General features: G+C 56.0%; 24 protein-coding genes. 7 read left to right on the top strand and 17 right to left on the bottom strand.

Going from position 1 to position 26,417, the window contains the following annotated elements; genetic code table 11:
- Positions 1 to 19 precede the first annotated feature (19 nt).
- From emrB to B4M48_RS13715, 9 genes are all read right to left on the bottom strand, one after another.
- Positions 20 to 1,555, bottom strand: a complete 1,536-nt coding sequence (gene emrB / locus B4M48_RS13755) for a multidrug efflux MFS transporter permease subunit EmrB (protein WP_039379775.1) — start codon at positions 1,553 to 1,555, stop codon at positions 20 to 22.
- 16 nt (positions 1,556 to 1,571) lie between these two features.
- Positions 1,572 to 2,744: a multidrug efflux MFS transporter periplasmic adaptor subunit EmrA gene (emrA, locus tag B4M48_RS13750; RefSeq protein ID WP_071668499.1), complete on the bottom strand. Its 1,173-nt coding sequence runs from the start codon at positions 2,742 to 2,744 to the stop codon at positions 1,572 to 1,574.
- Positions 2,745 to 2,892: 148 nt separating this feature from the next.
- The gene (gene mprA, locus B4M48_RS13745; RefSeq protein ID WP_039379772.1) at positions 2,893 to 3,423 is read right to left on the bottom strand and encodes a transcriptional repressor MprA; all 531 of its coding nucleotides are present in this window, start codon (positions 3,421 to 3,423) and stop codon (positions 2,893 to 2,895) included.
- A gap of 174 nt (positions 3,424 to 3,597) precedes the next feature.
- The gene (locus B4M48_RS13740) at positions 3,598 to 4,776 is read right to left on the bottom strand and encodes an MFS transporter (RefSeq protein ID WP_283340729.1); all 1,179 of its coding nucleotides are present in this window, start codon (positions 4,774 to 4,776) and stop codon (positions 3,598 to 3,600) included.
- A 186-nt stretch (positions 4,777 to 4,962) separates the two neighbouring features.
- Positions 4,963 to 5,922, bottom strand: coding sequence for a class 1b ribonucleoside-diphosphate reductase subunit beta (gene nrdF, locus B4M48_RS13735; protein WP_414692693.1), 960 nt, complete (start codon positions 5,920 to 5,922; stop codon positions 4,963 to 4,965).
- Positions 5,923 to 5,929: 7 nt separating this feature from the next.
- A complete protein-coding gene (gene nrdE / locus B4M48_RS13730; RefSeq protein WP_288656938.1) occupies positions 5,930 to 8,068 on the bottom strand; it encodes a class 1b ribonucleoside-diphosphate reductase subunit alpha in 2,139 nt (712 codons plus the stop codon).
- Complete coding sequence (gene nrdI, locus B4M48_RS13725) at positions 8,047 to 8,451, bottom strand: class Ib ribonucleoside-diphosphate reductase assembly flavoprotein NrdI (RefSeq protein WP_039379768.1); 405 nt, start codon at positions 8,449 to 8,451, stop codon at positions 8,047 to 8,049. Before nrdI ends, nrdE begins: the two co-directional genes overlap by 22 nt.
- 4 nt (positions 8,452 to 8,455) lie before the next feature.
- Positions 8,456 to 8,698, bottom strand: a complete 243-nt coding sequence (nrdH, locus tag B4M48_RS13720) for a glutaredoxin-like protein NrdH (protein WP_071668503.1) — start codon at positions 8,696 to 8,698, stop codon at positions 8,456 to 8,458.
- Positions 8,699 to 8,961: 263 nt separating this feature from the next.
- A complete protein-coding gene (locus B4M48_RS13715; protein WP_071668504.1) occupies positions 8,962 to 9,276 on the bottom strand; it encodes a DUF883 family protein in 315 nt (104 codons plus the stop codon).
- 148 nt (positions 9,277 to 9,424) lie between these two features.
- Here B4M48_RS13715 and B4M48_RS13710 point away from each other — a divergent pair, with 148 nt between their 5' ends.
- The 4 genes from B4M48_RS13710 to B4M48_RS13695 all read left to right on the top strand — a co-directional run bounded on the left by B4M48_RS13710 (position 9,425) and on the right by B4M48_RS13695 (position 12,752).
- Positions 9,425 to 9,763 (top strand): DUF2002 family protein, encoded by a 339-nt coding sequence (locus B4M48_RS13710; protein ID WP_065648627.1) that lies wholly within the window; start codon positions 9,425 to 9,427, stop codon positions 9,761 to 9,763.
- A gap of 132 nt (positions 9,764 to 9,895) precedes the next feature.
- A complete protein-coding gene (gene mmuP, locus B4M48_RS13705) occupies positions 9,896 to 11,308 on the top strand; it encodes an S-methylmethionine permease (RefSeq protein ID WP_288656934.1) in 1,413 nt (470 codons plus the stop codon).
- Positions 11,298 to 12,230 (top strand): homocysteine S-methyltransferase, encoded by a 933-nt coding sequence (gene mmuM, locus B4M48_RS13700; protein ID WP_288656932.1) that lies wholly within the window; start codon positions 11,298 to 11,300, stop codon positions 12,228 to 12,230. Before mmuP ends, mmuM begins: the two co-directional genes overlap by 11 nt.
- 99 nt (positions 12,231 to 12,329) lie before the next feature.
- Positions 12,330 to 12,752 carry a hypothetical protein gene (locus B4M48_RS13695; protein ID WP_039379756.1) on the top strand — a complete coding sequence of 141 codons (423 nt, stop codon included), beginning with the start codon at positions 12,330 to 12,332 and terminating at the stop codon, positions 12,750 to 12,752.
- 150 nt (positions 12,753 to 12,902) lie between these two features.
- Here the strand turns inward: B4M48_RS13695 and speG are convergent, their stop codons facing one another.
- The 6 genes from speG to B4M48_RS13665 all read right to left on the bottom strand — a co-directional run bounded on the left by speG (position 12,903) and on the right by B4M48_RS13665 (position 18,509).
- The gene (gene speG, locus B4M48_RS13690) at positions 12,903 to 13,448 is read right to left on the bottom strand and encodes a spermidine N1-acetyltransferase (protein WP_039379754.1); all 546 of its coding nucleotides are present in this window, start codon (positions 13,446 to 13,448) and stop codon (positions 12,903 to 12,905) included.
- A gap of 105 nt (positions 13,449 to 13,553) precedes the next feature.
- A complete protein-coding gene (locus tag B4M48_RS13685) occupies positions 13,554 to 14,219 on the bottom strand; it encodes an ABC transporter ATP-binding protein (protein ID WP_039379752.1) in 666 nt (221 codons plus the stop codon).
- Positions 14,212 to 15,045 carry an ABC transporter ATP-binding protein gene (locus B4M48_RS13680; protein ID WP_283340726.1) on the bottom strand — a complete coding sequence of 278 codons (834 nt, stop codon included), beginning with the start codon at positions 15,043 to 15,045 and terminating at the stop codon, positions 14,212 to 14,214. Before B4M48_RS13680 ends, B4M48_RS13685 begins: the two co-directional genes overlap by 8 nt.
- On the bottom strand, positions 15,035 to 15,892 hold the full coding sequence (locus B4M48_RS13675) for an ABC transporter permease (RefSeq protein ID WP_166714083.1): 858 nt from the start codon (positions 15,890 to 15,892) through the stop codon (positions 15,035 to 15,037). Before B4M48_RS13675 ends, B4M48_RS13680 begins: the two co-directional genes overlap by 11 nt.
- Positions 15,889 to 16,941: an ABC transporter permease gene (locus tag B4M48_RS13670; protein ID WP_071668508.1), complete on the bottom strand. Its 1,053-nt coding sequence runs from the start codon at positions 16,939 to 16,941 to the stop codon at positions 15,889 to 15,891. The genes B4M48_RS13675 and B4M48_RS13670 overlap by 4 nt, the downstream gene beginning before the upstream one ends.
- Positions 16,941 to 18,509 carry an ABC transporter substrate-binding protein gene (locus tag B4M48_RS13665; protein ID WP_283340725.1) on the bottom strand — a complete coding sequence of 523 codons (1,569 nt, stop codon included), beginning with the start codon at positions 18,507 to 18,509 and terminating at the stop codon, positions 16,941 to 16,943. The genes B4M48_RS13670 and B4M48_RS13665 overlap by 1 nt, the downstream gene beginning before the upstream one ends.
- Positions 18,510 to 19,308: 799 nt before the next feature.
- On the opposite strand from B4M48_RS13665, the gene mgtA reads away from it, so the two are divergent.
- Both mgtA and B4M48_RS13655 read left to right on the top strand, forming a co-directional pair.
- Positions 19,309 to 22,020 carry a magnesium-translocating P-type ATPase gene (gene mgtA / locus B4M48_RS13660; RefSeq protein WP_250341242.1) on the top strand — a complete coding sequence of 904 codons (2,712 nt, stop codon included), beginning with the start codon at positions 19,309 to 19,311 and terminating at the stop codon, positions 22,018 to 22,020.
- Positions 22,021 to 22,175: 155 nt separating this feature from the next.
- On the top strand, positions 22,176 to 22,853 hold the full coding sequence (locus B4M48_RS13655; RefSeq protein ID WP_288656926.1) for an SDR family oxidoreductase: 678 nt from the start codon (positions 22,176 to 22,178) through the stop codon (positions 22,851 to 22,853).
- A gap of 14 nt (positions 22,854 to 22,867) precedes the next feature.
- On the opposite strand, the gene B4M48_RS13650 is transcribed toward B4M48_RS13655, so the two are convergent.
- Both B4M48_RS13650 and B4M48_RS13645 read right to left on the bottom strand, forming a co-directional pair.
- Positions 22,868 to 23,527, bottom strand: a complete 660-nt coding sequence (locus B4M48_RS13650; RefSeq protein WP_065648639.1) for an epoxyqueuosine reductase QueH — start codon at positions 23,525 to 23,527, stop codon at positions 22,868 to 22,870.
- Positions 23,528 to 23,647: 120 nt separating this feature from the next.
- Positions 23,648 to 24,004 (bottom strand): hypothetical protein, encoded by a 357-nt coding sequence (locus tag B4M48_RS13645; protein WP_039379739.1) that lies wholly within the window; start codon positions 24,002 to 24,004, stop codon positions 23,648 to 23,650.
- A 1,007-nt stretch (positions 24,005 to 25,011) separates the two neighbouring features.
- On the opposite strand from B4M48_RS13645, the gene B4M48_RS13640 reads away from it, so the two are divergent.
- Positions 25,012 to 25,812, top strand: coding sequence for a DUF3800 domain-containing protein (locus tag B4M48_RS13640; protein WP_288656924.1), 801 nt, complete (start codon positions 25,012 to 25,014; stop codon positions 25,810 to 25,812).
- The last annotated feature ends 605 nt before the right edge of the window (positions 25,813 to 26,417 follow it).

The following is a 26,417-nucleotide window of genomic DNA, read 5'->3' as shown; positions in this document are numbered from 1 at the left end:
CCGTTTTGCATGGTGGCGGCTAGTGTGCGCCACCCCCTCCGCCGCCTGCACCAAATGGCGGACGGGCAAACCATACCAGCACCAGCAGAATCACAAACACCCCCGCAGACGCCCAGAAAATCTCATTGGCTGAAATAATCAGGCCCTGATTAGTGATCTCCCGCGCAATCCACGCAGACGCCTGCTGGTGGCTCATGCCCATGCCTTCCAGCTGCGCATACATCTCCTGCGAATTCTGGTTGTAAGGATTGACGGATTCGCTCAGATAGCTGTGATGCATCGACTCGCGGTTGGTCCACAGGGTCGTGGTAATAGAGGTTCCGATCGATCCTGCCAGCGTACGCACAAAGTTAGAGAGGCTGGAGGCTGCGGCGAGGCGCTCCGGCGGCAGTCCCGACAGCGTAATGGTGGTCAGCGGCATAAAGAAACAGGCCACGGCAAAGCCCTGAATAAACTGCGGCCAGGCGGATGCGCCGAAGTCCATGCCGGGTTCAAAGGTGTAAGCGCGCCAGTAAAAACAGACGGCGTACATAATAAAGCTAAAGGTCACCAGCCGGCGCATATCGAGCTTGTGGGCGAACCGGCCAATAATGGGTGAGAGGATCACCGGAATAATCCCGACCGGGGCAGATGCCAGTCCGGCCCAGGTAGCGGTATAGCCGTAGACCTCCTGCAGCAGCTGCGGCAACAGCACAATGGAGCCGAAGTAGAGCATGTAGGCCAGACTTATCGACAGACAGCCAATGGTGAAGTTGCGCATTTTAAACAGCGACAGGTCAACGATCGGATGATCGTCCGTCAGCTCCCACACCAGCAGCACCGCCAGCGCCACCACGGCGACCACCGCCAGCACGATAATCTCTGTCGAGCTGAACCAGTCGAGCTCCTTACCGCGATCCAGCATCACCTGCAGCGCGCCGATGCCCACCACCAGCAGCACCAGACCGACAATATCGATCGGGCGGATCTCGGTTTTGGTTTCACGACCGCGCAGCGTCTGCAGCGTCAGCATCACTACCACGATGCCAATCGGCACGTTGATAAAGAAGATCCAGCCCCAGTGATAGTTATCGCTGATCCAGCCGCCCAGGATCGGGCCGCAGATTGGCGCAACGATCACCGTCATCGCCCACAGCGACAGGGCAATACTGCGTTTAGCCGGGGGATAGTTACTCAGCAGCAGGCTTTGCGATAGCGGGATCAGCGGACCGGCCACAATTCCCTGCAGAATACGGAAAAAGATCAGCATCTCCAGGCTTTCTGACATGCCACACGCCCAGGAGGCGAGCGCAAACAGAATGGTTGCCCAGGTGAAAAGCTTCACTTCACCGATGCGCTTTGCCAGCCAGCCGGTAATCGGAATCGAGATGGCGTTAGCCACCCCGAACGAGGTGATAACCCAGGTGCCCTGTGAATTCGACGCGCCCAGATTACCGGCAATGGTCGGGATCGCCACGTTGGCGATAGTTGAGTCGAGCACCTGCATAAATGTCGCCAGCGACAGGGCGATAGTCATCAGAACAAGTGGCGCGCCCTCAAGCGGTTTTTGTGCCATAACAGTCTCCGGCGGATCAGCCCGCGTTGGCACGAACGATAGCGGTAATCATCTGGTTGACCGGCGCAAGATCAATCGCCAGCGCGTTGCTCTCATAGGCGGCCTGCGGACGAACGGCGCCTGCCAGCACTGCACCCTCTTTGTTCTGCGTATCAACCTTCACCAGAGTCGAGAGTCCGATGCGCAGCGGATGCGCCGCCACTTCATCCGGGTTCAGTTCAATACGCACCGGCAGGCGCTGTACGACTTTGATCCAGTTGCCGGTAGCGTTTTGTGCGGGCAGCAGCGAGAAGGCGCTGCCGGTTCCCATATCGAGCCCCGCGACCTTGCCGTGATAGACCACATCATCACCATAGATATCGCTGACTACAGTTGCAGACTGGCCGATGCGGACGCCGGCAAGCTGCGTCTCTTTGAAGTTGGCATCTACCCACAGGTTGGTGGCGGGCACTACGGCCAGCAGCGGGGTGGTGGTGGAGATTTGCGAGCCTACCTGCACGCTGCGGCGTGAAACATAGCCATCAATCGGGCTGCGTATATCGGTACGCTGCAGATTAAGCCACGTGTCGCGCAGGGCAGCGGCGCTCTGCTGCACCGCAGGCTGATTTTCCAGACTGGTATTCAGGATCATCGCCTGGTTAGCGTTATATTGCTGCACAGCGACGTCAAGCTGCGCTTTCGCGGTCGCAACGGCATCGCGCGCGTGCTGCAGCTCTTCGCGGCCAATCAGATTGGAGGCACCCAGCGGTTCGCGGCGCTTCAGGTCGGCTTCTGCCTGCTCCAGTGCCGTCTGCTGCAGCTTGATCGTGGCCTGATACTGCCTGCCGTTGATCATCAGCTGGTGCGTCTGGCGGACGCTGGTGGCCAGCGCAGTTTGCGCTTTTTCAAAAGCCTGCTGCGCATCGGTTTTGTCCAGTGAGACCAGCACGTCACCTTTTTTGACGCGATCGGTATCATCAAACCATACTTTGTTAACGCTGCCGGAAACCTGCGCCATCACCTGCACCTGATTGCCTGCTACATAGGCATCATCAGTCTCCTGAAAATGACGCAGTACCAGATACCAGTAAGTCAGATAGCCAATACCGGCCACAATAAACACGACAGCCAGCAGGATCAGCGCAATTTTACGCTTCTTCTTCTTGTTTGCAGGCTGTTGCGGGCTTTGAGCTTCCGCTGTCGCACTCATGTCGTTCTCCACGTTTGCCATAAGTCGGGGTGTGCTGATCCATCAACACGGTAACCCGAATCGAAAAAGCCAGCGCAAAAGGCGCTGGCCAGATAAAGGAAAATTAAAATAGCGATTTCGGCAGGGGGTTGTGTCGCACTTCTTGCTATTAGCGAGAGAGTGAGGCGATAACCTGATCTTCGTCCATTTTGTCCAGACGGTTAAGCAGCTTGCGCGTGATGGCTTCCAGCTGCTCCTGCTCGGTGGCGCTCAGTGACGACCAGAGATACTGCAGGCTCTGGTGCTGGGGCGGCAGCAGCTGACGCAGAAACTCGTTGCCTTTTTCCGTCAGATGCAGATGCAGGCAGCGGCGATCGTTGTCGCTTTCACGGCGTTCGATCCAGCCGCGCTTTTCCAGTTCATCCGCAATGCGCGTGGCGTTGGTGCGTGAAGAGCCCAGTGCCGCACTCAGTTCTGATGGCTGAATGCTCTGGTTTTCCTGCGCATCCAGCGTGATCAGCGCCATAAATAAGGTTTCGTTAATTCCCTGTGCCTTGAGCATCTTGTTGCGATTATCCAGCAGCTTGCCCTGCATATGCATACACAGGCGGGTCAGGATAATTTCCTGCAGCGGAAAATCTTTATGACGATTTGCCCGGACGTTCAGCATCTGCTCAATGGGAGTAAACGAACTTTCCATCTAAAAAAACCTCTTGATTGCAACGTAGAAATATCACATTCAGCGCGCTAACCGCTTCGCTATGGGATAATTTCGAGAGTAAAAATAACTATGGTGAATAAGTACACTGCTAACGATATCAAACTCACCTGCTAATGGACAGCGCCGCTTACCGATTTACGCTGTTTTTCTTGCTCAGACAGGCTCTGCGCTGGCGTTACGCCACCAGATTATCAGATTAAGCAGCGTCGCCAGGGCACCCGCCGCGCAGACGCCATACCAGCCAAACAGATGAAAGGCGTTGGCCGAGATCACCGAGCCCAGCGCCCCGCCGGTGAAATAGCTGGTCATATAGCCGGACGTCAGGCGATTACGCGCTTCAGGCATAGTGCGATAGATAACGCTCTGGTTGGTGATATGTACGCCCTGAACCGCCAGATCCAGCAGCACAATACCGGCAATCAGCGCCAGCAGGCTGCTGCTGCCGAGTGCGGTAACGCCCCAGGAGATCAGCATGATCACCAGTCCGGCGCTGGTGGTGAGTTTTGCTTTGCCCCGGTCTGCCAGTCCGCCCGCCTGACGCGCCGCAAGCGCGCCTGCAGCTCCTGCCAGACCCAGCAGGCCGATCTCGCCCTCGCTGAAATTCCACGGCGGTGCAGCGAGTAGAAAGGCCATTGAAGTCCAGAGCATGCTGAAGTTTGCAAAACTCAGGCAGCCGGTCAGCGCCCGGGTACGTAACACCCGATCGGCGCTGAACAGGGAGAAAATTGAGCGCAGCAGCTGCAGGTAGTTAAGCGGCACGCGCTGCTGGTAGCGCGGCAGATAGCGCCACAGCGCCAGCGCCATCAGGATCATCAGCACGCTGGCGCACCAGTAAACGCTGCGCCATCCGGCAACCTGAGCCAGCGCGCCGGCAACGGTACGCGCCAGTAAAATGCCCAGCAGCAGGCCACTCATGACCGTACCTACCACTTTGCCACGCTTTTCCGGAGCAGCCAGCGTGGCCGCCAGCGGCACCAGAAGCTGTGCCACCACTGAGAAGAGACCGGTTACCACCGTACCCAGCAGCATCAGCGTCAGCGAAGAGGAGAGGGCGGTCAGCATCATGCCGCCCGCCGCCAGCAGGCTCATTGAAACAATCAGAGCACGCCGTTCCAGCATATCGCCCAGCGGCACCAGCAGCAGCAATCCGCAGGCGTAGCCAAGCTGCGCAGTGGTGACGATAAAGCCCGCTACGCTGACAGAGAGACCAAACTGATGCGCAATCGTATCGAGCAGCGGCTGCACGTAATAGTTACTGGCCACCGCCAGCCCTGTCGCGACTGACATCAGCGCGACTAATGGGGCACTGAGGCGTGCCGGGGATGAACTCATGAGCGGATACACAGTGAAATAATCATATGGGGATAATAGTAACCGAAAAAATTATTTCACAGTTGTGATAATTAACAGGACGTACCAGTACGTTATAGCGCACGCTGCGCTGACTTTTGCCGTGCGGGAAGAAGAAGATAGCACCACAGAGGCTCTCTTGTGGTGCGTAAAACAGACTGTGCGCCGCTAGAAATCCCAGTCCTCATCTTCCGTTTCCACGGCTTTGCCCATGACATAGGAGGAGCCGGAGCCGGAGAAGAAGTCGTGGTTTTCATCTGCGTTCGGCGACAATGCCGCCAGTATTGCCGGGTTGACTGCTGCTATCTCCGCCGGAAACAGCGCTTCATAGCCCAGATTCATCAGCGCTTTATTAGCGTTGTAGTGCAGAAAGGCTTTTACCTCTTCCGCCCAGCCCGATTCCCCATACAGCGCATCGGTATAAGCCAGTTCGTTTTCATACAGCTCCAGCAGCAGATCGATAGCGAACTGCTGCAGCGCTTCACGCCGCGCGGCATCGGCGTGCTGCAGCGCCTGCTGATATTTATAGCCAATATAGTAACCATGAACCGCCTCATCGCGGATGATCAGGCGGATCAGATCGGCGGTGTTAGTCAGCTTGCCCCGGCTGGACCAGTACATCGGCAACCAGAAGCCGGAATAAAACAGAAACGACTCCAGGAAAACGCTGGCGATCTTTTTCTTCAGCGGATCGTCCGCCTGATAGTGCGCCAGAATGATCTGCGCCTTTTTCTGCAGCGCGGCGTTCTCTTCGCTCCAGCGGTAGGCAGCGTCAACGTCTACCGTGTTGCATAGCGTGGAGAAAACCGAGCTGTAGGAGCGGGCGTGTACCGCCTCCATAAAGCTGATATTTGACAGCACCGCTTCTTCGTGCGGCGTGGCGGCGTCCGGCATCAGGCCCGGTGCGCCCACGACATTCTGAATCGTATCGAGCAGCGTCAGGCCGGTAAATACGCGGATAGTCAGCTGCTGCTGCGCCGGTGCCAGCGCCTGCCACGCAGGCAGATCGTTGGAAAGCGGCACTTTTTCCGGCAGCCAGAAATTACTGGTGAGACGGTTCCAGACCTCAAGATCTTTATCATCCTGCAGGCGATTCCAGTTAATGGCCTGAATAGCATTAAGTTTCATCATAACTTTACAGGGCGCAGGAGACGCAGCCCTCAACCTCCGTGCCTTGTAGCGCCATCTGACGCAGGCGAATGTAATAGAGCGTTTTAATGCCCTTTTTCCAGGCGTAAATCTGCGCTTTGTTGATATCGCGCGTGGTGACGTCGTCGCGGAAAAACAGCGTCAGCGACAATCCCTGATCGACATGCCGGGTTGCTTCCGCATAGGTATCGATAATCGCCTCAGGGCCAATCTGGTAGGCATCCTGATAAAATGCCTGGTTTTCATTGGTCATAAACGGCGCCGGATAATAGACGCGTCCGGTTTTACCCTCTTTACGGATCTCAATGCGCGACACAATCGGATGAATACTTGAGGTGGCGTGGTTGATGTAGGAGATAGAACCGGTTGGCGGGATCGCCTGCAGGTTCTGGTTAAACAGCCCGTGCTGCATCACCGCCGACCGCAGCGCCTGCCAGTCAGCCTGCGTCGGCAGGACAAGACCGGCATCGTCAAATAGCTGCGCAATGCGCGCGGTGCGCGGCTGCCAGCTGCACGTAATATATTTATCGAAGTACTCTCCGCTGGCGTAGTGCGACTGCTCAAACCCGTCAAAGCTGCGCTGACGCTCCCGGGCCAGCTGGTTTGAGGTACGCAGTGCGTGAAACGTGACGCAGTAAAAGTAGAGGTTGGTGAAATCCAGCGCCTCTTCTGAACCGTAGGCGATACCTTCCCGCGCCAGATAGCCGTGCAGATTCATCTGCCCGAGGCCAATGGCGTGTGAACGGCGATTGCCTTCGGCGACGGACGGCACCGACGCGATCTCACTCATCTCTGACACGGCGGTAAGCGCCCGCACGGCCACTGCCACGGTGCGGGGGAGGTCACGGGAATCCATCGCGTGTGCGATATTCAGCGAGCCGAGATTACAGGAGATATCTTTGCCCGTGCGCCGGTAGCTGAGATCCTCATTCAATTCGCTGGCGCTGTTAACCTGCAAGATCTCTGAACAGAGGTTGCTCATATTAATGCGCCCGGCAATCGGATTACTGCGGTTAACGCTATCCTCATACATGATGTAGGGATAACCCGACTCAAACTGAATCTCTGCCAGCGTCTGGAAAAAGTCGCGGGGATTGATATAGGTTTTGCGGATGCGATCGTCAGCCAGCATCGCGTCATAGTGCTCGCTGATGCTGATATCACCGAACGCTTTGCCATAGATGCGCTCAACGTCATAGGGCGAAAACAGCGCCATATCCCGGTTCTCTTTTGCCAGCTGAAAGGTGATATCCGGGATCGCTACGCCCAGCGAGAGCGTTTTAATACGGATCTTTTCATCTGCGTTTTCACGTTTGGTATCGAGGAAGCGTAAAATATCGGGATGATGGGCGTTCAGCCAGACCGCACCGGCACCCTGACGCGCGCCCAGCTGATTAGCGTAAGAGAACGCATCCTCCAGCATCTTCATGACCGGGATCACGCCCGATGACTGGTTTTCGATACGCTTGATCGGCGCCCCCGCTTCGCGCAGGTTAGACAGCAGAAACGCCACGCCGCCTCCGCGCTTAGAGAGCTGCAGGGCAGAGTTTACCGCCCGGCCAATCGACTCCATATTATCTTCAATACGCAGCAGGAAGCAGGAGACCAGCTCACCGCGCTGCTGCTTGCCGCAGTTCAGAAACGTGGGTGTGGCAGGCTGGAAGCGGCCGCTCAGGATCTCTGTCAGCAGCGCCCGCGCCTGCTGCTCATCGCCGCGCGCCAGCGTCAGCGCCACCATACAGGCGCGCTGGGTGAAGGTTTCCAGATAGCGTTTGCCATCAAAGGTTTTCAGCGTATAGCTGGTGTAAAACTTCCAAACACCGAGGAAGGTGTGAAAGCGGTGATCCTGCACATCCGCTTCGTCATGCAGCGCGCAGAGAAAGCGAAAGTCATACTGATTCAGGACGCTGGCTTCGTAGTAGCCTTCCTCAACCAGATAGCGCAGCCGCTCAGCGGCGGAGCTGAAGGTCAGCGTATTGGGCTGAACGTGCTGCAGGAAAAACTGCCGCGCCGCTTCGCGATCTTTTTCAAACTGAATATGACCCGCGGTGTCATACAGATTCAGCATCGCGTTCAGCGCGTGGTAATCGAGCTGCGTGCTGTTCAGGGTGTCTGCTGTTGCCAAAATTGGGTTACTCCTGCTTTAACCTGCGCAATGTCTTCCGGCGTGCCCATCATTTCAAAGCGATAGAGGCAGGGCACCTGACACTTACGCGCAATGATGTCGCCTGCCAGGCAGAAACCGCTGCCGAAATTGCGGTTGCCGGCGGCAATGACGCCACGAATGCCGCGACGATTTGCGCTGTCGTTAAGAAACTGAATCACCTGGCGCGGGACGGCACCCTGCACGCCGCCGCCGCCATAGCTCGGCACCACCAGAATATAGGGGTGGTCAACCTGCAGCCGCTGGTTAGCCTCTGCAGGAATGCGGTGCGCCGGCAGCGCCAGGCGGGTAATAAACCTGTGGGTGTTTTCTGACCGGCTGGAAAAATAGACCAGCGGATACATGGCGCTATTCACTTACCGCAGCGGAGTGCCGCAGCGCAGCAATTTTATCCGGACGGAAACCGCTCCAGCTGTCATCCGGCGTCATGACAACCGGCACCTGGCGGTATCCCAGCGCTTTAATTTCTCCGAGCGCTTCCGGCTCAGTATCAAGGTTGATGAGCTGGTACGTCATACCACAGCGGTCCAGCGCGTTTTTAGTGGTATCACACTGGACACAGTTACTCTTGGTGTAAATAATAATGCTCATGATTCGCATTTCCTTTTCGTGACAGGAAGATAGCTGCTGCTGCCAGGCGCAACCGGGCATAAATCAATATGTAGCGTCTTTTTGATAATTAGATACTAGATGTGGTGCTTATGGCGGTCAACCCGATAACTGAAGGGGTATTGCTCTGGCAGTGAGACAACTCAGGCAGGCTGCGCTTTTTGCAATGGAAAAAATTTTTCTGATGGCTGAAAGGCAAAAAAAAAGCCCTGCATCAGCAGGGCTTTTTCATAATCATGTGCCGGTTAGCGGCGGGACACCAGCAGTGCACCCAGAACCAGACCCACAGCGGCACCCAGTCCTACGCCATGCCACGGTTTATCGCGTACGTAGGCGTCAACCTGATAGCCGGCATCGCGCGCTGCCTGTGATACGCCATTGTTGCCGTTGATTTTCGCGCGGGTCTGCTTCAGCAATTTTTGCGCCTTATCGCGCGCGCTGTCGACTTCATCTTTGGCATCGCTGCCATAAGACTTGAGCAACGCTTCCAGCGAATCAGCCAGATCGTTTACATCCTGATTGATATCAATGTCATCGTTTTTAGTGGTTCGATTAAACATTTTTCGCTCCCTTTGATTTAAAACGTAATACTAAGTGTAGACGATACGCGATCAAACGCAGCGCTATGCCAGGCTTTAGGGAAAATCCGAATGTCTGTACCATAGGTCTGTTGTAAGGTTGCGGGGCTGTGAGAAGAGAGGAGCAAGCATGTATTTACGTCCGGATGAGGTTGCGCGCGTACTGGAGAAAGCAGGATTCGAAATGGATGTTCTGACGCCAAAAACCTATGGTTACCGCCGTGGTGAAAACTACGTCTATGTTAACCGTGAGGCGCGTCTGGGACGCACGGCACTGGTGATCCATCCTACGCTGAAAGAGAAAAGCCAGCACTTTGCTGAGCCCGCCTCAGAGATGAAAACCTGCGATCACTACACGCAATTCCCTCTCTACCTGATGGGTAATTCACAGGAACACTACGGTATTCCCCACGGTTTCAGTTCCCGCGTCGCGCTGGAGCGCTATCTGCAGGGCGTGTTTGGCGCCTGATTTCCCGCCCCGTTAACGCGGGGCGCTTCCGGCCTGCACCCTTTCCGGTTTCTGCCACGTTGCAAAACGCAGCGCGGATGCGTATAACTCTGTATCCATATAGAAGTTTAGACGTCCATATGGATTATCAGCATGCAAAGCGCGAATACCCCTCCGCAGGAAAGTTTTAAACGCACGATGAAAGTGCGGCACCTGGTGATGCTGTCGCTGGGTGGCGTCATCGGCACCGGCCTGTTTTTCAATACCGGCTATATCATCTCAACCACTGGTGCAGCGGGCACGCTGCTGGCCTATCTGATTGGCGCGCTGGTGGTCTGGCTGGTGATGGCCTGCCTGGGCGAGCTGGCGGTAGCGATGCCGGAAACCGGCGCGTTTCACGTCTATGCCGCACGTTATCTGAGCCCGGCCACGGGCTATACCGTCGCCTGGCTCTACTGGCTCACCTGGACCGTGGCGCTGGGGTCGAGCCTGACCGCGGCCGGTTTCTGTATGCAGTACTGGTTCCCGACGGTGCCGGTCTGGCTCTGGTGCCTGGTGTTCTGCCTGGCTATCTATCTGCTGAATATCATCTCGACGCGCTTTTTTGCCGAAGGTGAGTTCTGGTTCTCAGTCATTAAAGTGGTCACCATCATCGCCTTTATTGTGCTGGGCGGCGCCGCGATGTTTGGCTTTATCCCGCTGAAAGATGGCTCTGCCGCGCCTGGCCTGCATAACCTGACGGCGTCAGGCTGGCTACCGCACGGCACGCTGCCGATTCTGATGACCATGGTGGCGGTAAACTTTGCGTTTTCCGGTACTGAACTGATTGGGATTGCAGCAGGGGAGACCGAGGATCCGCAGAAAGCGCTGCCGCTGGCTATCCGTACTACCGTCGCGCGCCTGATTATCTTTTTTGTCGGCACGGTGTTTGTGCTGGCGGCACTTATCCCGATGGACCAGGCGGGCATCGTTAAAAGCCCGTTTGTTCTGGTGTTTGAAAAAATCGGTATTCCCTGGTCGGCTGACATCTTCAATTTTGTGATTCTCACGGCGATCCTCTCCGCCGCTAACTCCGGCCTCTATGCTTCCGGACGCATGCTCTGGTCACTGGCGAATGAAAATACGCTGCCGCGCTGTTTTGCGCGCGTGAACCGGCGCGGCATTCCGGTGCTGGCGATCACCATCAGCATGCTGGGTGGCCTGCTGGCGCTCTTCTCCAGCGTAATCGCGCCGGATACGGTATTTGTGGCGCTGTCGGCCATCTCCGGTTTTGCCGTGGTAGCCGTCTGGCTCAGCATCTGCGCCTCGCACTACGTTTTCCGCCGGCGCTACGTGCGTGCCGGCAAGGATATCAGACAGCTCGCTTACCGCGCGCCATTCTATCCGGTGGTGCCGGTACTGGGGTTTGTGCTCTGCCTGCTGGCGTGCGTGGGCCTGGCCTTCGATCCGTCGCAGCGCATTGCGCTCTGGTGTGGTATTCCGTTTGTACTGCTCTGTTATGCTGCTTACTATGTTACCCGGCGACGTAAACCCCTTAAGACGCAGGAGAGCAACCATGCCGCATAACCCGATTGCTGAAGCACTCACCCAGACCCGTCCGCTGATCCTTGATGGCGCACTGGCCACCGAGCTGGAGGCGCGCGGCTGCGATCTGGCAGATTCCCTCTGGTCAGCAAAAGTGCTGATGGAGCAGCCGGAACTGATTTATGCCGTGCACCGCGACTACTTTGCTGCCGGCGCGCAGGTAGCGATCACCGCCAGCTATCAGGCCACACCGCGCGGTTTTGCCGCGCGTGGCCTGGAGAGCGGCAAGGCGGGCGAGCTGATTCGCCTGAGCGTAACGCTGGCGCAGCGTGCGCGCGATGATTATCGCGCCGCTTCCGGCACCACGGCACCGCTGCTGGTCGCTGGTTCAGTGGGGCCGTGGGGCGCCTATCTGGCAAACGGGGCCGAATATCGCGGCGATTACGCGCTGCCGCCGGAAGAGATGAAAGATTTCCACCGGCCGCGTGTGGCGGCGCTGCTGGAGGCGGGTGTCGATCTGCTGGCGTGTGAAACGCTGCCGTCGTTTGGTGAAGCGCAGGCGCTGATCGCGCTGCTGGCTGAATTTCCGCAAAGCAGCGCGTGGTTTTCGTTTACGCTGCGTGATGCAGAGCATATCAGCGACGGCACGCCGCTTGAGAGCGTGATGAAGGTGATTAACGCGGCACCGCAGGTGGTGGCGGTGGGGATCAACTGTATCGCGCTGGAGAGCGTCACGCCGGCGCTGCGGACGCTGCAGGCGCTGACGCAGAAGCCGCTGCTGGTCTACCCTAACTCGGGCGAGCAGTATGATGCAGAGAGTAAAAGCTGGCACTCGGCACCCTCTGGCTGCACGCTGCAGGAGAAGTTCAGCGAATGGCAGCAGGCGGGTGCGCAGCTGATTGGCGGCTGCTGCCGGACGTCGCCTGAGGATATCCGGGCAATTGCTGCCTGTTGTCAACGCTGAATAAGCACAAAAAAAGCACACTGATAGCGCGATTGTCGTCAGTGAAAAGCCAGAGAGCACGGTTTACACTGTGCTCTCTGACTCTGATGCGGATCTGCTATGAACCTGCGACACACTCTTCCCGCCTGCGCGCTGCTGCTAAGCGGCTGCGCCACTATTGTCGGTACAGACATGCAGCCGGTAAAAATTGACTCCATTCCGCAAGGCGCTCGCTTTACGGTACAGGATGAGACCGGGCGCGCGGTGGCGCAGGGCTACACGCCCCAGACCGTAGACCTGGCAAAATCAAACGGCAGTTACTTCGGCAAAAAACATTATCAGGTCATGCTGGAAAGCCCGGGCTATGTCCCGCTGACGCTGCCCATTGAGGCGAGTGCCAATCTCTGGTACGTGCTGGGAAATATTCCGCTGCTCGGCTTCCCGGGCTGGCTGTTAGTCGATCCGTTCTATGGCGGGATGTATACCCTGAAGCCGGATCATCCGCAGCCGGTACTGAACGTAACAGGCGCGCGCGGCCGCTAGCCCCCGCGGGTTCGTGGGGGGCGCATTCATGCGCTCCTGGCAGATTCCCGGCAACGTCGGCCAGGGCGCCATTAATGGCGTCCCTACGAAGGGTTCAGGTGCCGTAGGGGGCGCATTAATGCGCCCCTGCAAACCTGTAACATTCGCTGCTTACTGGGCGGTGGGCTTGACCATGGCGTTGCCGGGTTTATGCTGGGCGAGATACTGCTGCTGAAAAATACACATGCGGATGGTGTTACGGTATTCACCGTTGATAAAAAATTCATGCTTCAGCACGCCTTCGACTTCGAAGCCCAGCTTACTGTAGATATGAATCGCTTTCTCATTCTCCTGATCAACAATCAGATAGAGCTTGTAGAGATTCAGCACGGAAAAACCGTAATCCATTGCCAGCCGCGCCGCCTTGCTGGCTAAGCCTTTCCCCTGATGCCCCGGCGCGATGATGATCTGAAACTCCGCGCGGCGGTGCACATGGTTAATCTCCACCAGCTCGACCAGTCCCGCTTTTTCCTCTTCATACTCGACCACAAAGCGTCGTTCGGTCTGATCGTGAATATGCTTGTCATAGAGGTCGGAGAGCTCAACAAACGCCTCATAAGGCTCTTCAAACCAGTAGCGCATCACGCTGGCATTATTATCCAGCTGATGAACAAAATGCAGATCTTCCCGTTCCAGAGGACGTAATTTCACTGTCATAACAGTTCCTGAATTTTTAGTGGAGTGCGCCTGAATACGAGGTGCGCATAAATGCGCACCCTGCAGATGTGATGCAGGCATATGCGACCCGGGACCCGTGCGCCGTTAGCCCACGATCCGTCCCTGCGCCATATGCGCCGCGCGGTCGCACATATGATCGATAACGTCCGGATCGTGGCTGACCAGCACCATGGTCAGCCCGTCGTTCTGTTTAAGATCGTTCAGCAGGTTAAGGATCTCCGCCTGGACTGACATATCCAGCGCCGATGTCGGTTCATCCAGCAGCAGAATTTTAGGTTCCAGCAGCAGCGCGCGCACAATCGCCACGCGCTGGCGCTGTCCGCCCGAGAGCTGATGCGGATAGCGGTTCGCCAGCGCCGGATCGAGACCGACATGACGAAAACCTGCGTCGATGCGGTCATCGATATTATCGCGCTTTAACAACTTCAGCGGCTCCGCCAGCGTGCGGCGCAGGCGATGGCGCGGATGCAGCGAGGCATACGGATCCTGAAACACCATCTGCACATCGCGTCGCAGCTGGCCGGTAAAGGCTTTGCCCGGCTGGACTGCCGTCTGCGCCAGCGTCATCTCGCCCTGCCAGTGCGGATTCAGACCGGCCAGCACCCACAGCAGCGATGATTTGCCGCAGCCGGATGGGCCGACCAGGCCAAAACACTCACCGGCAGCGACCTGCAGGGAGACGTCGTGCACCACGGTACGCAGCTCATAGCCATGCTTATGGGCAACGCTCAGGTTTGATAACTCAATCATTCTCTCTCTCCAGCGCAGCGCGATCCAGCACCGGCAGACGTTCGCCGTGCGTCGCCTTACCGGGACGACAGGCCCACAGCGTGCGGGTATAGGGGTGGGTAGCATGAGAGAGCTGTGAAGCAGGCAGCGTATCAAGCAGCCGGCCCTTATACATCACCATTACCCGTTCGCAATGTTCTGAGACCTGCTGCAGATCGTGACTGATCAGCAGCAGCCCCATATTACGCTGCTCAACCAGCCGGCGGATCAGCGCCAGCACCTGATCGCGCATGGCGTGATCGAGCGCGGAGGTTGGCTCGTCGGCAATCAGCAGTTCCGGATCGGTGATCAGCGCAATCGCCAGCATCACGCGCTGCCCCATGCCGCCGGAGAGCTGGTGCGGATAGCGCTTCATCAGCTGGCGCGGTTCGGGCAGGCCAACGGCGGCCAGCATCTCACACACTTTTTCGCGTCGCTCAGCACGGCTCAGCTTGCGGTGCAAAATCAGCGGCTCTTCCACCTGCCAGCCGATGGTGCGCATCGGGTTAAGCGCATATTTCGGGTCCTGCATCACCATCGCCACTTTACCGCCGCGCAGCGTGATCCAGTCACGCTCCTGCAGACGCTGAGCATCAGCACCGGCAATCTGCAGACGTTCAGCCTGCAGCTGCAGGGAAGGGGAGAGCAGGCCCATCAGCGAGCGTGCGGTGAGCGATTTACCGGAGCCGGATTCACCGACCAGCGCTACGCGTTCGCGGCCAATCTGAAAGCTGATGTTATCCACCAGCAGTGAGTCACCGCTGCGGATGCTCAGCCCGCGGGCATCAATCAATAACTCATTTGGCATGGCGGGTATCCAGTCGATCGCGCAGGCCGTCGCCTGTCAGGTTAAACGCCAGGCTGGCGAACAGAATCGCAGCGCCGGGCGCAGCCGCCACCCACCACTGATCGAAAATAACTTTACTCCCTTCGGCAACCATCGAGCCCCACTCGGCAGTAGGGGGCTGTACGCCCATACCGAGGAAGCCGAGACCGGCAGCGGAGAGAATAATACCGCCGAGGCTGAGTGCAGCACGCACGACGGCAGTCGGCAGGCAGAGCGGCAGAATATGGCCGAACATCAGCCGCAGGCCGGTGATACCCTGCATGCGCGCGGCGGCAAGGTAGTCGCTGCGGCGCAGCGCCAGCGTCTCTGCACGCGCCTGGCGGGCAAACGGCGGCCAGCTGGTCAGCGCCAGCGCCAGCGCGCCGTTCATCAGGCCCGGACCGAGCATGGCGACCAGCGCCAGCGCAATCACCAGGTTTGGCAGCGACAGGAAGATATCGGTAATGCGCATCAGCACGCGCTCGGTCCAGCCGCCGACGTAACCGGCGGTAATACCAACCAGTAATCCCACCGGGATCGTCAGCACCAGGATCAGCGACACCAGCAGCAGCGTCGGACGTGCGCCGTAAATCACGCGCGACAACAGATCGCGGCCAAAGCCGTCGGTGCCAAACCAGTGCAGCGCTGAGGGCGGCAGCAGGCGCTGGTTAATGGTCTGCACATTCGGATCGAACGGGGCCAGCCAGGGTGCCAGCAGCGCCATCGCAATCAGAATGACCACCAGCGTCAGGCCGATGGAGAGAGAGGTCACGCGCGCCCGACGACGACGCGGACGCACGCTTTCCAGTTCGTGAAGTTGTTGAGTCATCGGGTTCTCGGATCGGTTAACCAGGTCAGGGCGTCAGCCACGGCGTTAAGCAGAATAAAGCAGCCGCCAATCAGCAGCGTGGCGCCAAGGATAGCCGGCACATCCGCTGAGAACAGGGCGTTGGTCATATAGCGGCCTACGCCCGGCCACGCGAATACGGTTTCTGTCAGCACCGAGCCTTCCAGCAGCGTGGCATAGGAGAGCGCAATGACGGTGATCAGCGTACCGGTGACGTTGGGCAGGATATGACGCAGCAGGATGCGCGTGCGGCCTGCGCCTTTTGCGCGTGCCAGTACCACATACTCTTTGCTGCTCTCTTCAAGCAGTGCCGCACGCAGCAGGCGGGTAATGCCCGCCATCGCCAGCAGGCCGAGGATCACGACCGGCAGCCAGAGATGCGCAATCGCATTACGGAACATCTCCGGATCGCCGGAGAGCCAGCTGTCGATCAGCACAAAGCCGGTTTTGGGTTCCAGCGTATAGACCCAGATATCATCCAGCTGGCCCGGTCCGGCTGACCAGTGCAGAATCGCGTAGAACAGCAGCAGGCCCAGCAGCCCGAGCCAGAACACCGGCACCGAATAGCCCAGCAGCGAAATAAAACGCGCCACGTTGTCGATAACACTGCCTGGCTTCCACGCCGCCAGCAGCGCCAGCGCCACGCCAGACACGGCGGCAAAGATCATCGCGCAGGTGGCCAGCTCAATTGTGGCCGGGAAGGTACGCAGCAGGTCAGCGCTCACCGGCTGATTCGTCAGATGAGAGAGACCTAAATCGCCGCGCGCGAGGTGGCTGATATAGCGCCAGAACTGTACCAGCACCGGCTGGTCAAGTCCGAGATCGTGCCGCACCTGCGCGTAGGTCGCTTCGCTGGCGTGATCGCCGGCAATCTGCTGCACCGGATCGACCGGTGAGAGGTGCGACAGCATAAAGGTAAACGCCAGCAGCCCGAGCAGCGTCACCAGCAGCGAGAGCAGGCTGGTGACAAGGCGGCTGCCGCGCTGCCAGAGTGACCGGGCGAACCCGGTCTGTGAAGCAGATACGGACATTATTTAGAGACCTGCGCGTAATAGACCATATCGGGGTTAATACCCTGCACATAGCCTTTCAGATTGTCGCGCAGCGCAACCAGATTACGCGCCTGCAGGCCAATCACGTACGGGGAGTTTTTCAGCACTTCGCGCTGCATCGCCTGGTACAGCTCTGCGCGTTTGTTGCTGTCCGCTTCCGCTGTGGCAGCCAGCGTCTGCTTGCTCAGCTCCGGAATGTGCCAGTCAGAGCGGTAGGCGATGGTTTTGCTGCCATCTTCCGGGTTATAGGCAAATGAGGCGGCGTTGGTGTTGGGATCGAAATAATCGGCACCCCAGGCGTTCAGTGTCGCTTCAAACTGATGCGCTTTAACGCGCGTTGAGACTTCAGAGCTGAGGCCCGGCTGCACCTCAACTTTTACGCCACCCTTAGCAAAGCTGCCCTGCAGCGCCTGAGCGATATCAAGATAAGGCGGCTGGTTGCTGGTGGAGAGGGTAAAGCTCACATTGGTCAGGCCCGCTTTCTTCAGAATCGCTCTGGCTTTTTCCGGATCGTAGCTGTATGGCGTTTCATTCAGCGCGCCTAAGAAGCCTTTTGGCAGGAAGGTCTGATGCACTTCAAACTGCCCTTTCAGCAGGTTATCGGCAATGCCTTTATAATCAAACAGGTAGCGTGCCGCTTCCCACAGCGCCGGGTTTTTCAGCACCGGATCTTTGCCGACGTTAAACTGAATGTAATAGAGCGACGCCATCGGGATCGCGTCAGTTTTGACGCCCGCCTTGCCTTTCAGCGCGGCAATCTGGTCAGCGCCCAGGTTACGTGCGATATCCACATCACCCTGTTCCAGCAACAGGCGGCGCGCCGCAGGCTCCGGTACGTTTTTGATCAGGATATTTTTCAGCTTCGGCGCGCCGGCAGGGGAAGAGGGGTTTGCCGTCAGCAGAACCGCTTCATGCAGCACAACTTTACGGATCTGATATGGGCCGCTGCCGGCAGAGTGAGTGCCCAGCCACGCATGACCGAAATCACCGTTTTTCGCATTAGCCTGCGCTGTTTTTTCATCGATAATAGAAGAGACCGGTGCTGAGAGCAGGCTCAGCACATAGGCCGGGCTGACGTTAGCGTTCCAGCTGATCTGTACGTGCTGGTCATCCACCTTTTTCAGGAAGCTATCAACGTTATCTTTATTCCAGCCGAGCTGCGTCAGAATAAAAGAGGGATCAAGATTGAGTTTAACCACGCGACCCAGTGAAAAGATCACATCTTCCGGGCGCAGCGGGTTGCCGCTGGCAAAGGTCGCATCTTTACGCAGCTCAAACGTCAGGCTGCGGTTATCGCTGCCCGGCTGCCATGAGGTCGCCAGCGTCGGTTTCAGGTCGGTCGGGTTTTGCGGATCGGACTGAACCAGGCGCTGATAGATGTTGGTGAATGACTGTACCGTGGTGAGTTCAAAGCCCTGCGCCGGATCGAAGCTGTCAGCATCATCGGTAGACTGTGCAATCACCAGCGTATCTTTGGGTGTGACAGCGTGCGCAGAGAAGGCGGCCACCAGCGACAGCGCCAGCAGTGAGGGAATAATTGTTTTCATGTTGTTTCCTTGCCTTAAAAAAGTAACGCGAGTTTACGAGAGCGTACCAGTGAAGAATAGTCTATTTATGGCTATGCATATGCTTTTAGGTTCTAAGCCCGGCGGTTCTGTTATAAGGGTTATGGCCGCTAATAACCAGCATAGTACGCATCAGATACGCTTTTTCAGAAATGTTTCAGCCCCGGCTTTTCTCCCGATGAATGAAACGACTGTCGCAGATTGTGAATAGCTTGCTCAACCAAACGGCAACAACATTTAGATAAAACGCTCATGCGCTATATTCATCTTTACTTCATTTAGCGAGTAAATATAATAACGGCAATTAATTATCTGGAGGATCCTGTTGAACAGTCAACCTTATCGATGGCGATATAAGGCAAGCTGACGCACGGATTTTTTTCCTGCTGCTTGCCACTCTGGCGGCGGCACCTTCTGCATTTCTGCAGAATGCTCCCGTACACGCAATGCTGATAAAAAATACAGGCTCACGGGAGTCATTATGTCTATGATATACAACGCACTATTTCCACCGCCCCGATGCGCACGCTGATCCTCAGCGTGCACCTGTCTGCTGCGCGTTAAACCTGACTCCAGATTTTCAGTCAGGCACTGCGCTACACAAATTAAATGGATCACTTTTATCTGGTGCAGGATCGTCACGCTTTTTATTAATTAAAAGCGTGTAATCTTTTTGCCCGATAATTGCGGGTTCAGCGTGCTGATTATTTATCAGGTTCTCTCTGTTATATGCGCCAGGCGCAGGATAGCGTTTGCCTGAATAACACCATCGGGGTGTCACATGAACAATATGAAATATAAGCTGCAGCGGAATAACCGGAAAACGGATCTGCGGTCACCGCTTTACCGCATTGAACAGGAAGCGGGCCTGACCGCAGATGAAACGCTGGCACGACTGGACAGTCAGGCGTCAGGCCTGACCGAAGACGAGGCCGCTGCACGTCTGTGCCACTATGGCCCTAACGAAGCCCGGCACACCAAAGCACCACCGGTGCTGCTGCAGCTGCTGCAGGCGTTCAGCAATCCGTTTATTTATGTGCTGGTGGCGCTGGCCGCCGTGAGTTTTTTTACTGACTACTGGCTGCCGCGGCGGCAGGGCGAAGAGACCGACCTGACCGGTATCGCTATTATCGTCACCATGGTCATGCTGAGCGGACTGCTGCGTTTCTGGCAGGAGTTTCGTACGAACAGAGCGGCTCAGGCGCTGAAATCGATGGTGCGTACTACCGCAACGGTCGTGCGGCGCACCTCGCTGCAGGCGTCGCCGGTTCGCAGGGAAGTGGATATAGCGGATCTGGTGCCGGGTGACATTATCTGCCTTTCTGCGGGCGATCTGGTGCCGGCCGATATCCGCCTGCTGGAGTCGCGCGATCTGTTTGTCAGCCAGGCGATCCTGACCGGTGAGTCGCTGCCGGTGGAAAAATATGATGTTACCAGCCATCTCTCCGGTAAAACGGCTGAGGCGCGTGAACCGGGCGCGTCGCTGCTGGAGTCAGGCAGTCTCTGCCTGATGGGCACCAGCGTGGCCAGCGGCAGCGCAAAAGGCGTGGTCGTCGCCACCGGCAGCGATACCTATTTCGGCAGTCTGGCAAAATCGCTTACCGGTAAACGCAGTCAGACGGCGTTTGATCGCGGGGTAAATAGCGTCAGCTGGCTGCTGATCCGCTTTATGCTGGTGATGGTGCCGGTGGTATTGCTGCTTAACGGCCTCACCAAAGGCGACTGGCTGGAAGCCGCGTTATTCGCGCTGGCGGTCGCGGTAGGCCTGACGCCAGAGATGCTGCCGATGATCGTCAGCGCTAATCTGGCAAAGGGGGCTATCGCCATGTCGCGGCGCAAGGTGATCGTTAAACGCCTGAACGCGATTCAGAACCTGGGTGCGATGGATGTGCTGTGTACGGACAAAACCGGCACGCTGACGCAGGACAACATTACGCTGGCACAGCACGTTGACTGCGCCGGTGTGGAGAACAGCCGCGTGCTGATGCTGAGCTGGCTGAACAGCCTTTATCAGAGCAGTACCGCTAACCCGATAGATCGCGCCATTCTGCACTATGGCGGCGCGCGTCTGGGCAGTGCGGTCAGCGACGCATGGAGCAAAATCGATGAGCTGCCGTTTGATTTTATCCGGCGGCGCGTATCGGTCGTGGTATATAATCGCCGGCTTAACCAGCAGCTGCTGATCTGCAAAGGGGCCGTTGAAGAGATGCTCAGCGTTGCAGTCGCAGAGCGCGAAGGCAGGCTGATCCAGCCGCTGGATGAGGCCCGGCGTGCGGAACTGCTGGCGCTGGCGCATGAATATAATCAGCAGGGATTCCGCGTGCTGCTGGTGGCGAGCCGCGTACTGGATGAGCCGGGTCTTCAGCAGGCGCTGAACGTCGCGGATGAGCAGAACCTGATTATAGAAGGGCTGCTGACGTTTCTCGATCCGCCCAAAGCCAGCGCGGCACCGGCTGTCAGCGCGCTGCGCGATAACGGCGTTGCGGTAAAAGTCCTGACCGGCGATAACCCGGTGGTAACCGCACGTATCTGTGCCGAGGTGGGCATCGACAGCGGAGCCATCGTAACCGGTGAACAGCTGGCGCAGATGAGCGATGAGCAGCTGGCCTGTACCGTCCGGGAGAGTGCGGTGTTTGCCAGACTCACGCCGCTGCAAAAGTCGCGCATTGTCACGGCGCTGCAGCAGCAGGGGCATACCGTGGGCTTTCTGGGTGACGGCATTAATGATGCCCCGGCGCTGCGCGCTGCCGATGTCGGGATCTCCGTAGACAGCGCGGCGGATATTGCCAAAGAGTCTTCCGATATCATTCTGCTGGAGAAAGATCTGCTGGTGCTGGAGGAGGGGATCATCAAAGGTCGCGAAACCTTTGGCAATATCATCAAGTACCTGAACATGACCGCCAGCTCTAACTTTGGCAACGTATTTTCGGTGCTGGTGGCCAGCGCGTTTATTCCGTTTCTGCCGATGCTGGCGATCCACCTGCTGATTCAGAATCTGATGTATGACATCTCGCAGCTGGCGATGCCGTGGGACAAACTGGACAAAGAGTTTCTGCAGAAGCCGCGTAAGTGGGACGCGCGCAATATTAAGCGGTTTATGCTGTGGATCGGGCCGACCTCCTCCCTGTTTGACATCACCACCTTTGCGCTGATGTGGTATGTGTTTGCTGCCAATACGCCAGAGATGCAGTCGCTGTTTCAGTCGGGCTGGTTCGTTGAGGGGCTGCTGTCGCAGACGCTGGTGGTGCATATGCTGCGCACCCGCAAAATTCCGTTTATTCAGAGCCGCGCTGCGCTGCCGGTCATGCTGGCATCCGCCTGCGTCATGATCGCCGGGATGCTGCTGCCGTTCTCATCGCTGGGGGCCAGCGTCGGGCTGACGCCGCTGCCGTGGTCCTACTTTCCGTGGCTGGTGGCGACCCTGTCCGGTTACTGCCTGGTGGCGCAGGGCATGAAGACCTTCTACATCAAACGTTTTGGTCAGTGGTTCTGATCTGCAGGAGGAGCGATGAAAAAGCCGGAGCTGACAAAGGTGGTCTGCCACCTGGTGTTAATGATGACGGTCATTACCGTGCTAACGTTAGTGTTACGTTAGTTCATCGCGGGCAGCATACGCTGCCCGTTTCGCTATCTGTCCGGGAGAATGGTATGAGCCAGTCACAACGCGTGTTGGTTATTGGTGCTTCAAAAGGGATCGGGCTTGCGGTGGTACAGCAGTTTTTACAGGCGGGCTGGGACGTTACCGCCACCTTCCGCCGCACGGCGGTCTCATACCAGCACGATCGGCTGCGCTGGCTGGCGCTGGATATCACCGACGGCGCGGCGCGTACGGCGCTGCTGCAGCAGTTGCAGGGTGAGCAGTTTGATGCGGTGCTGATCAACGCCGGCATCTTTGGCCCGGATGCGCAGCAGCTGCAGCAGGCAGAAGATGCGGAGCTGAGCGAGCTGTTTATCACCAACGCGGTAGCACCGGTGCGGCTGGCGGAAAGCCTGCTGCCGCTGCTGCGTGATAAGCAGAGCGTGGTCGGGATCACCACGTCACAGCTGGCGAGCCTGAATGAAAACCGCGTCGCCGCGATGCCGCTCTACTCGGCCAGCAAGGCGGCACTCAATATGCTGAGCCGCGCGCTGGCAAAAGAGATGCGGCCGCAGGGGGCGACGCTGCTGTCGCTGCATCCGGGCTGGGTGAAAACCGATATGGGTGGCGAGAACGCCGATATCACAGTGGAAGAGAGCGCGGCAGGACTGGTTACCCAGCTGCAGCGCTATCGCGGCGAGGGTGGTCATCACTACCTTGATTACAAAGGTGACGCGCTCGCCTGGTGAGGTTCTGAGCCGTATTACGCGTCGTCAGGCGCGTAATACTGCACCCCAATCTCAATGCGCTCGCGACCGCCGGCCACGCGGTGACGGTTGGTATCGCGCAGTGAATAGATGCAGCCGCAATACTCCTGCTGATAGAAGCGCTCGCGCTTGCTGATCTCAATCATGCGCGACGAGCCGCCGCCTTTACGCCAGTTAAACTCCCAGTAGAGCATATCCGGATAGTGCGCCGCCGCCCGCACGCCGCAGTCGTTGATCTGCTTCATATCTTTCCAGCGTGAAATCCCGAGCGAACTGGTGATCACCGGAAAGCCGTGCTCGTGCGCGTAAAGCGCGGTGCGTTCAAAGCGCATATCAAAACACATGGTGCAGCGTACGCCGCGTTCCGGCTCCCACTCCATGCCGCGCGCGCGCTCAAACCAGTTATCTTTATCGTAGTCAGCATCCACAAACGGCACGCCAAACTGCTCAGCAAAGCGGATATTCTCCTCTTTGCGCAGCTCATACTCTTTCAGCGGATGGATATTCGGGTTGTAAAAGAAAATGGTGTAGTCGATGCCGGACGCGAGCATCGCTTCCATCACTTCGCCGGAGCAGGGCGCACAGCAGGAGTGCAGCAGCACTTTATTGTGTCCGCCGGGCAGCGGCAGCGGCTGACGTGTGAAGGTTTCAGACATAAGTACCATTAAGCTTGCAGAGAATAGGCGTAGTGTAGGGAGTTACGGCGCCGGATGCAAAATGCGGCCGCGGAAAAACAAAAAGGCCGCAGGGCGGCCTTTTTATCACAGCAGTGCAGCTTACTCGCTGACTTTCTGTTTCAGATCGCTGGCACCTTCTTTGGTTTTGTTCCAGCCTTTCTGTGCGCCTTCTTTGGTCGCATCCCAGCCTTTCTCAGTGCCTTCTTTGGTCTTGTTCCAGGTTTTCTGGGTGCCTTCACTGGCTTTGCTGGTCATGCTGTCGCGCTCGCCCTGTGCCGCGTGCTTCGCTTTAAGACGCTGCTCTTCGCCCTGATGCTGCGCCTGATGCAGTTTCTCTTTCGCGGTGTTAGCGCCAGCCTGAGCGTTAGCGACCGTATCGTCAGTTGCGTGTGTGGTAGCCGCAAACGCGGAAGAAGCCAGCAGGAAAGCAGATACAGCAATAATGGTCTTTTTCATCATAGTCCCTCATTTAACGTATTTGGTGATATGAGCGTAGTTAAGAGTGGCACACTGAGCAACGTTGCGCTCCAGGATAAAACTGTAAGTGAATGAAAATTCCCTGAGAGGGAAATGTCAGCTGTAAAACAGCCGCAGGGCTTCGCTGAGCAGGGGCGGGTTGAGAGATGGCGAATGCGGGTTTTGGGCGGATCTATTGTTTGGATGGGCGGGTTAGTCGTATAAGGGATGGGTCGGTGAAGAAAATGAAAGTGTTGTACGGGTAAGTCCGGATTAGTAAGCAGCAGGGGCAAAAAGGCCGTGGGGATTGTGTTGTGGGGGTTTTGGGGGCTACTGCGGCTGGCGGAATCTGAATAAGTATCGCAAGATTATGTATTTACGCGTTTTTATATAATTCAACTTTGTTGCGTGTACCTAAACGTGTACCAATTATTGGATCTCATACTCCGGAACGGCTTCGCTAGGATACCGAATGCTCGGAGCTAAATCCAAAATAAAATGATTTTAGGTAAAAGTGTTCACACTGTTCACTTTTGATTTTTGTTCATCAAATTCATTGTCTTAGGTGGTGAATGCTTTGATGTCAATTGTACACGAGTGTTCATTTTGCATGATCACCTTAGATGGGATTTTGACCATTTAAGACGCCGCGGAGGAGAATATTATCAGGCGCTGTATATAGACAATGTCAGCTCTGTGCCAAGCCCAGAGATTACTACCTTTAGATTGTGTTAATCGATGTGGTGCAGGTTAACAGAGGTGATTAAAGCTCCATATGCCTAAACTGCGGCCAGTTCGCTGGTGCCAATAAGACTGGTTAGGTGTGATTAGTCAGGAAATGTTGTTTATGCCTACAGGGAATTCTATAAGTTGCTGATAGGTGGAAACGGCAGAGGATAAGACCCATCGAAGTGAGCCTGCTAGCTTAATATTAAAGCGATCTTTATCAATAGCTTATGTTTGTGGTTAAATAACCATCTTAGGATGAATCCGATACGAGCTTATCAATGATTGATAGTGATCACCCCGGCAAATTAATTTGGCATGTTGCATGTGACGAATCAGGCATTGACGGCCAAAGGTTCTACGGCTTTGGCAGTCTATGGATGAAGTATCAGCGACGTGGGGACTTTGCTCGCATAGTTAGGGATTTGCGCGATAAGCATGGGTTCTATGAAGAGATTAAGTGGCAAAAAGCCCATTCCAAGCGGTATGCCGAATTTTACATTGAACTTATTGATTTGTTTTTCAAGGTTCCATGGTTAGCATTTCACTGTATCGTAATTGAAAAATCTATGGTGAATAAGCGATATCATAATGGCGATTATGATATCGCTAGAAGGAAACACTTCACGAAGCTGCTAACCACAAAAATAAGCAGCGTAATATCAGCCCATCCTGAGAGAGAAAGTTACTTTAGGATTGAGGTTGACCCAATAGCCTCTCGTTACAAGAAGGCTGATGAAGAATTTAATGTAATTGCTAACAATATACTTAAGAATAAATTTGGTAGGCCTGAAATTATTGCTAGCGTTGTGACTAAGGACTCAAAGTCATCTGAGAACATTCAAATAGCAGATTTTTTTCTTGGTGCAGTAATGTGTGCGTATCAGGGTAAAGCTTCCTCTGAGGCAAAAATTGCTATCTCAAATAAGGTTGCTTCATACCTTGGCTGGGACAATTTGCAAAACGATACATGGCATACTGAGCGAAAGTTTAACATCTGGTATTTCTATGACCCAACGAGAGGTCCAAGAGATATAGACACAAAATCAGTTCGATTGAGATATCCACTGCCAAAAAAATAGTGGAGCCGACCTCACAGCCGGCGCGGTTGGAGTACCAGACCAATTATCGAGTCGAAGTTACCAACTTGGCGGTTTTCTTTTGGGAGCCGCCTCTTCATTCCCAAAACTTGATATGAAGATCATACATCCTTTTTACAGATCGTCAATAAACCTGATAGTAAAAGTGAAAAATGACTGTCTCAATACTCTCTTTTTGCCTGCTTCACCTGATGGAATACTAAGACACTTGGCAGCTGTCAGAAGGATGCAGACGTGGGGAGCTTTCTCCATTAATAGGTATTCTTACAATTGGTTCACGCAGAGTGATGTTAACAATGACAGTTAATCATTCATTACGGCGCCTGCCATACCTGCATGTTCGCTTAATTTTAACATAGGACATTACAGTTACATATGACATATCTAATGTTACACGTAACCCAAGGCGGGGATTAGGGCATCATATAATGAAAATATTATATATAATCATTGCAATGGGTGATAACATGCTATTGAATTTAAAGTGAAGTCGTCCTTAATGCTTGTTAGTAATGAATGTTGCATGATATCACTAGTGATACATAGCTTAAAATGCTCTGATTATTCAGAGGCAATTTTCAATTAAA

The sequence above is a fragment of the Pantoea sp. UBA6567 genome (assembly GCF_002434165.1).
In the GTDB taxonomy this organism is placed as follows: Bacteria; Pseudomonadota; Gammaproteobacteria; order Enterobacterales; family Enterobacteriaceae; genus Pantoea; species Pantoea eucrina.
The sequence above is the reverse complement of the archived record's forward strand: the minus strand, read 5'-3'. Positions and strand labels throughout refer to the sequence as shown.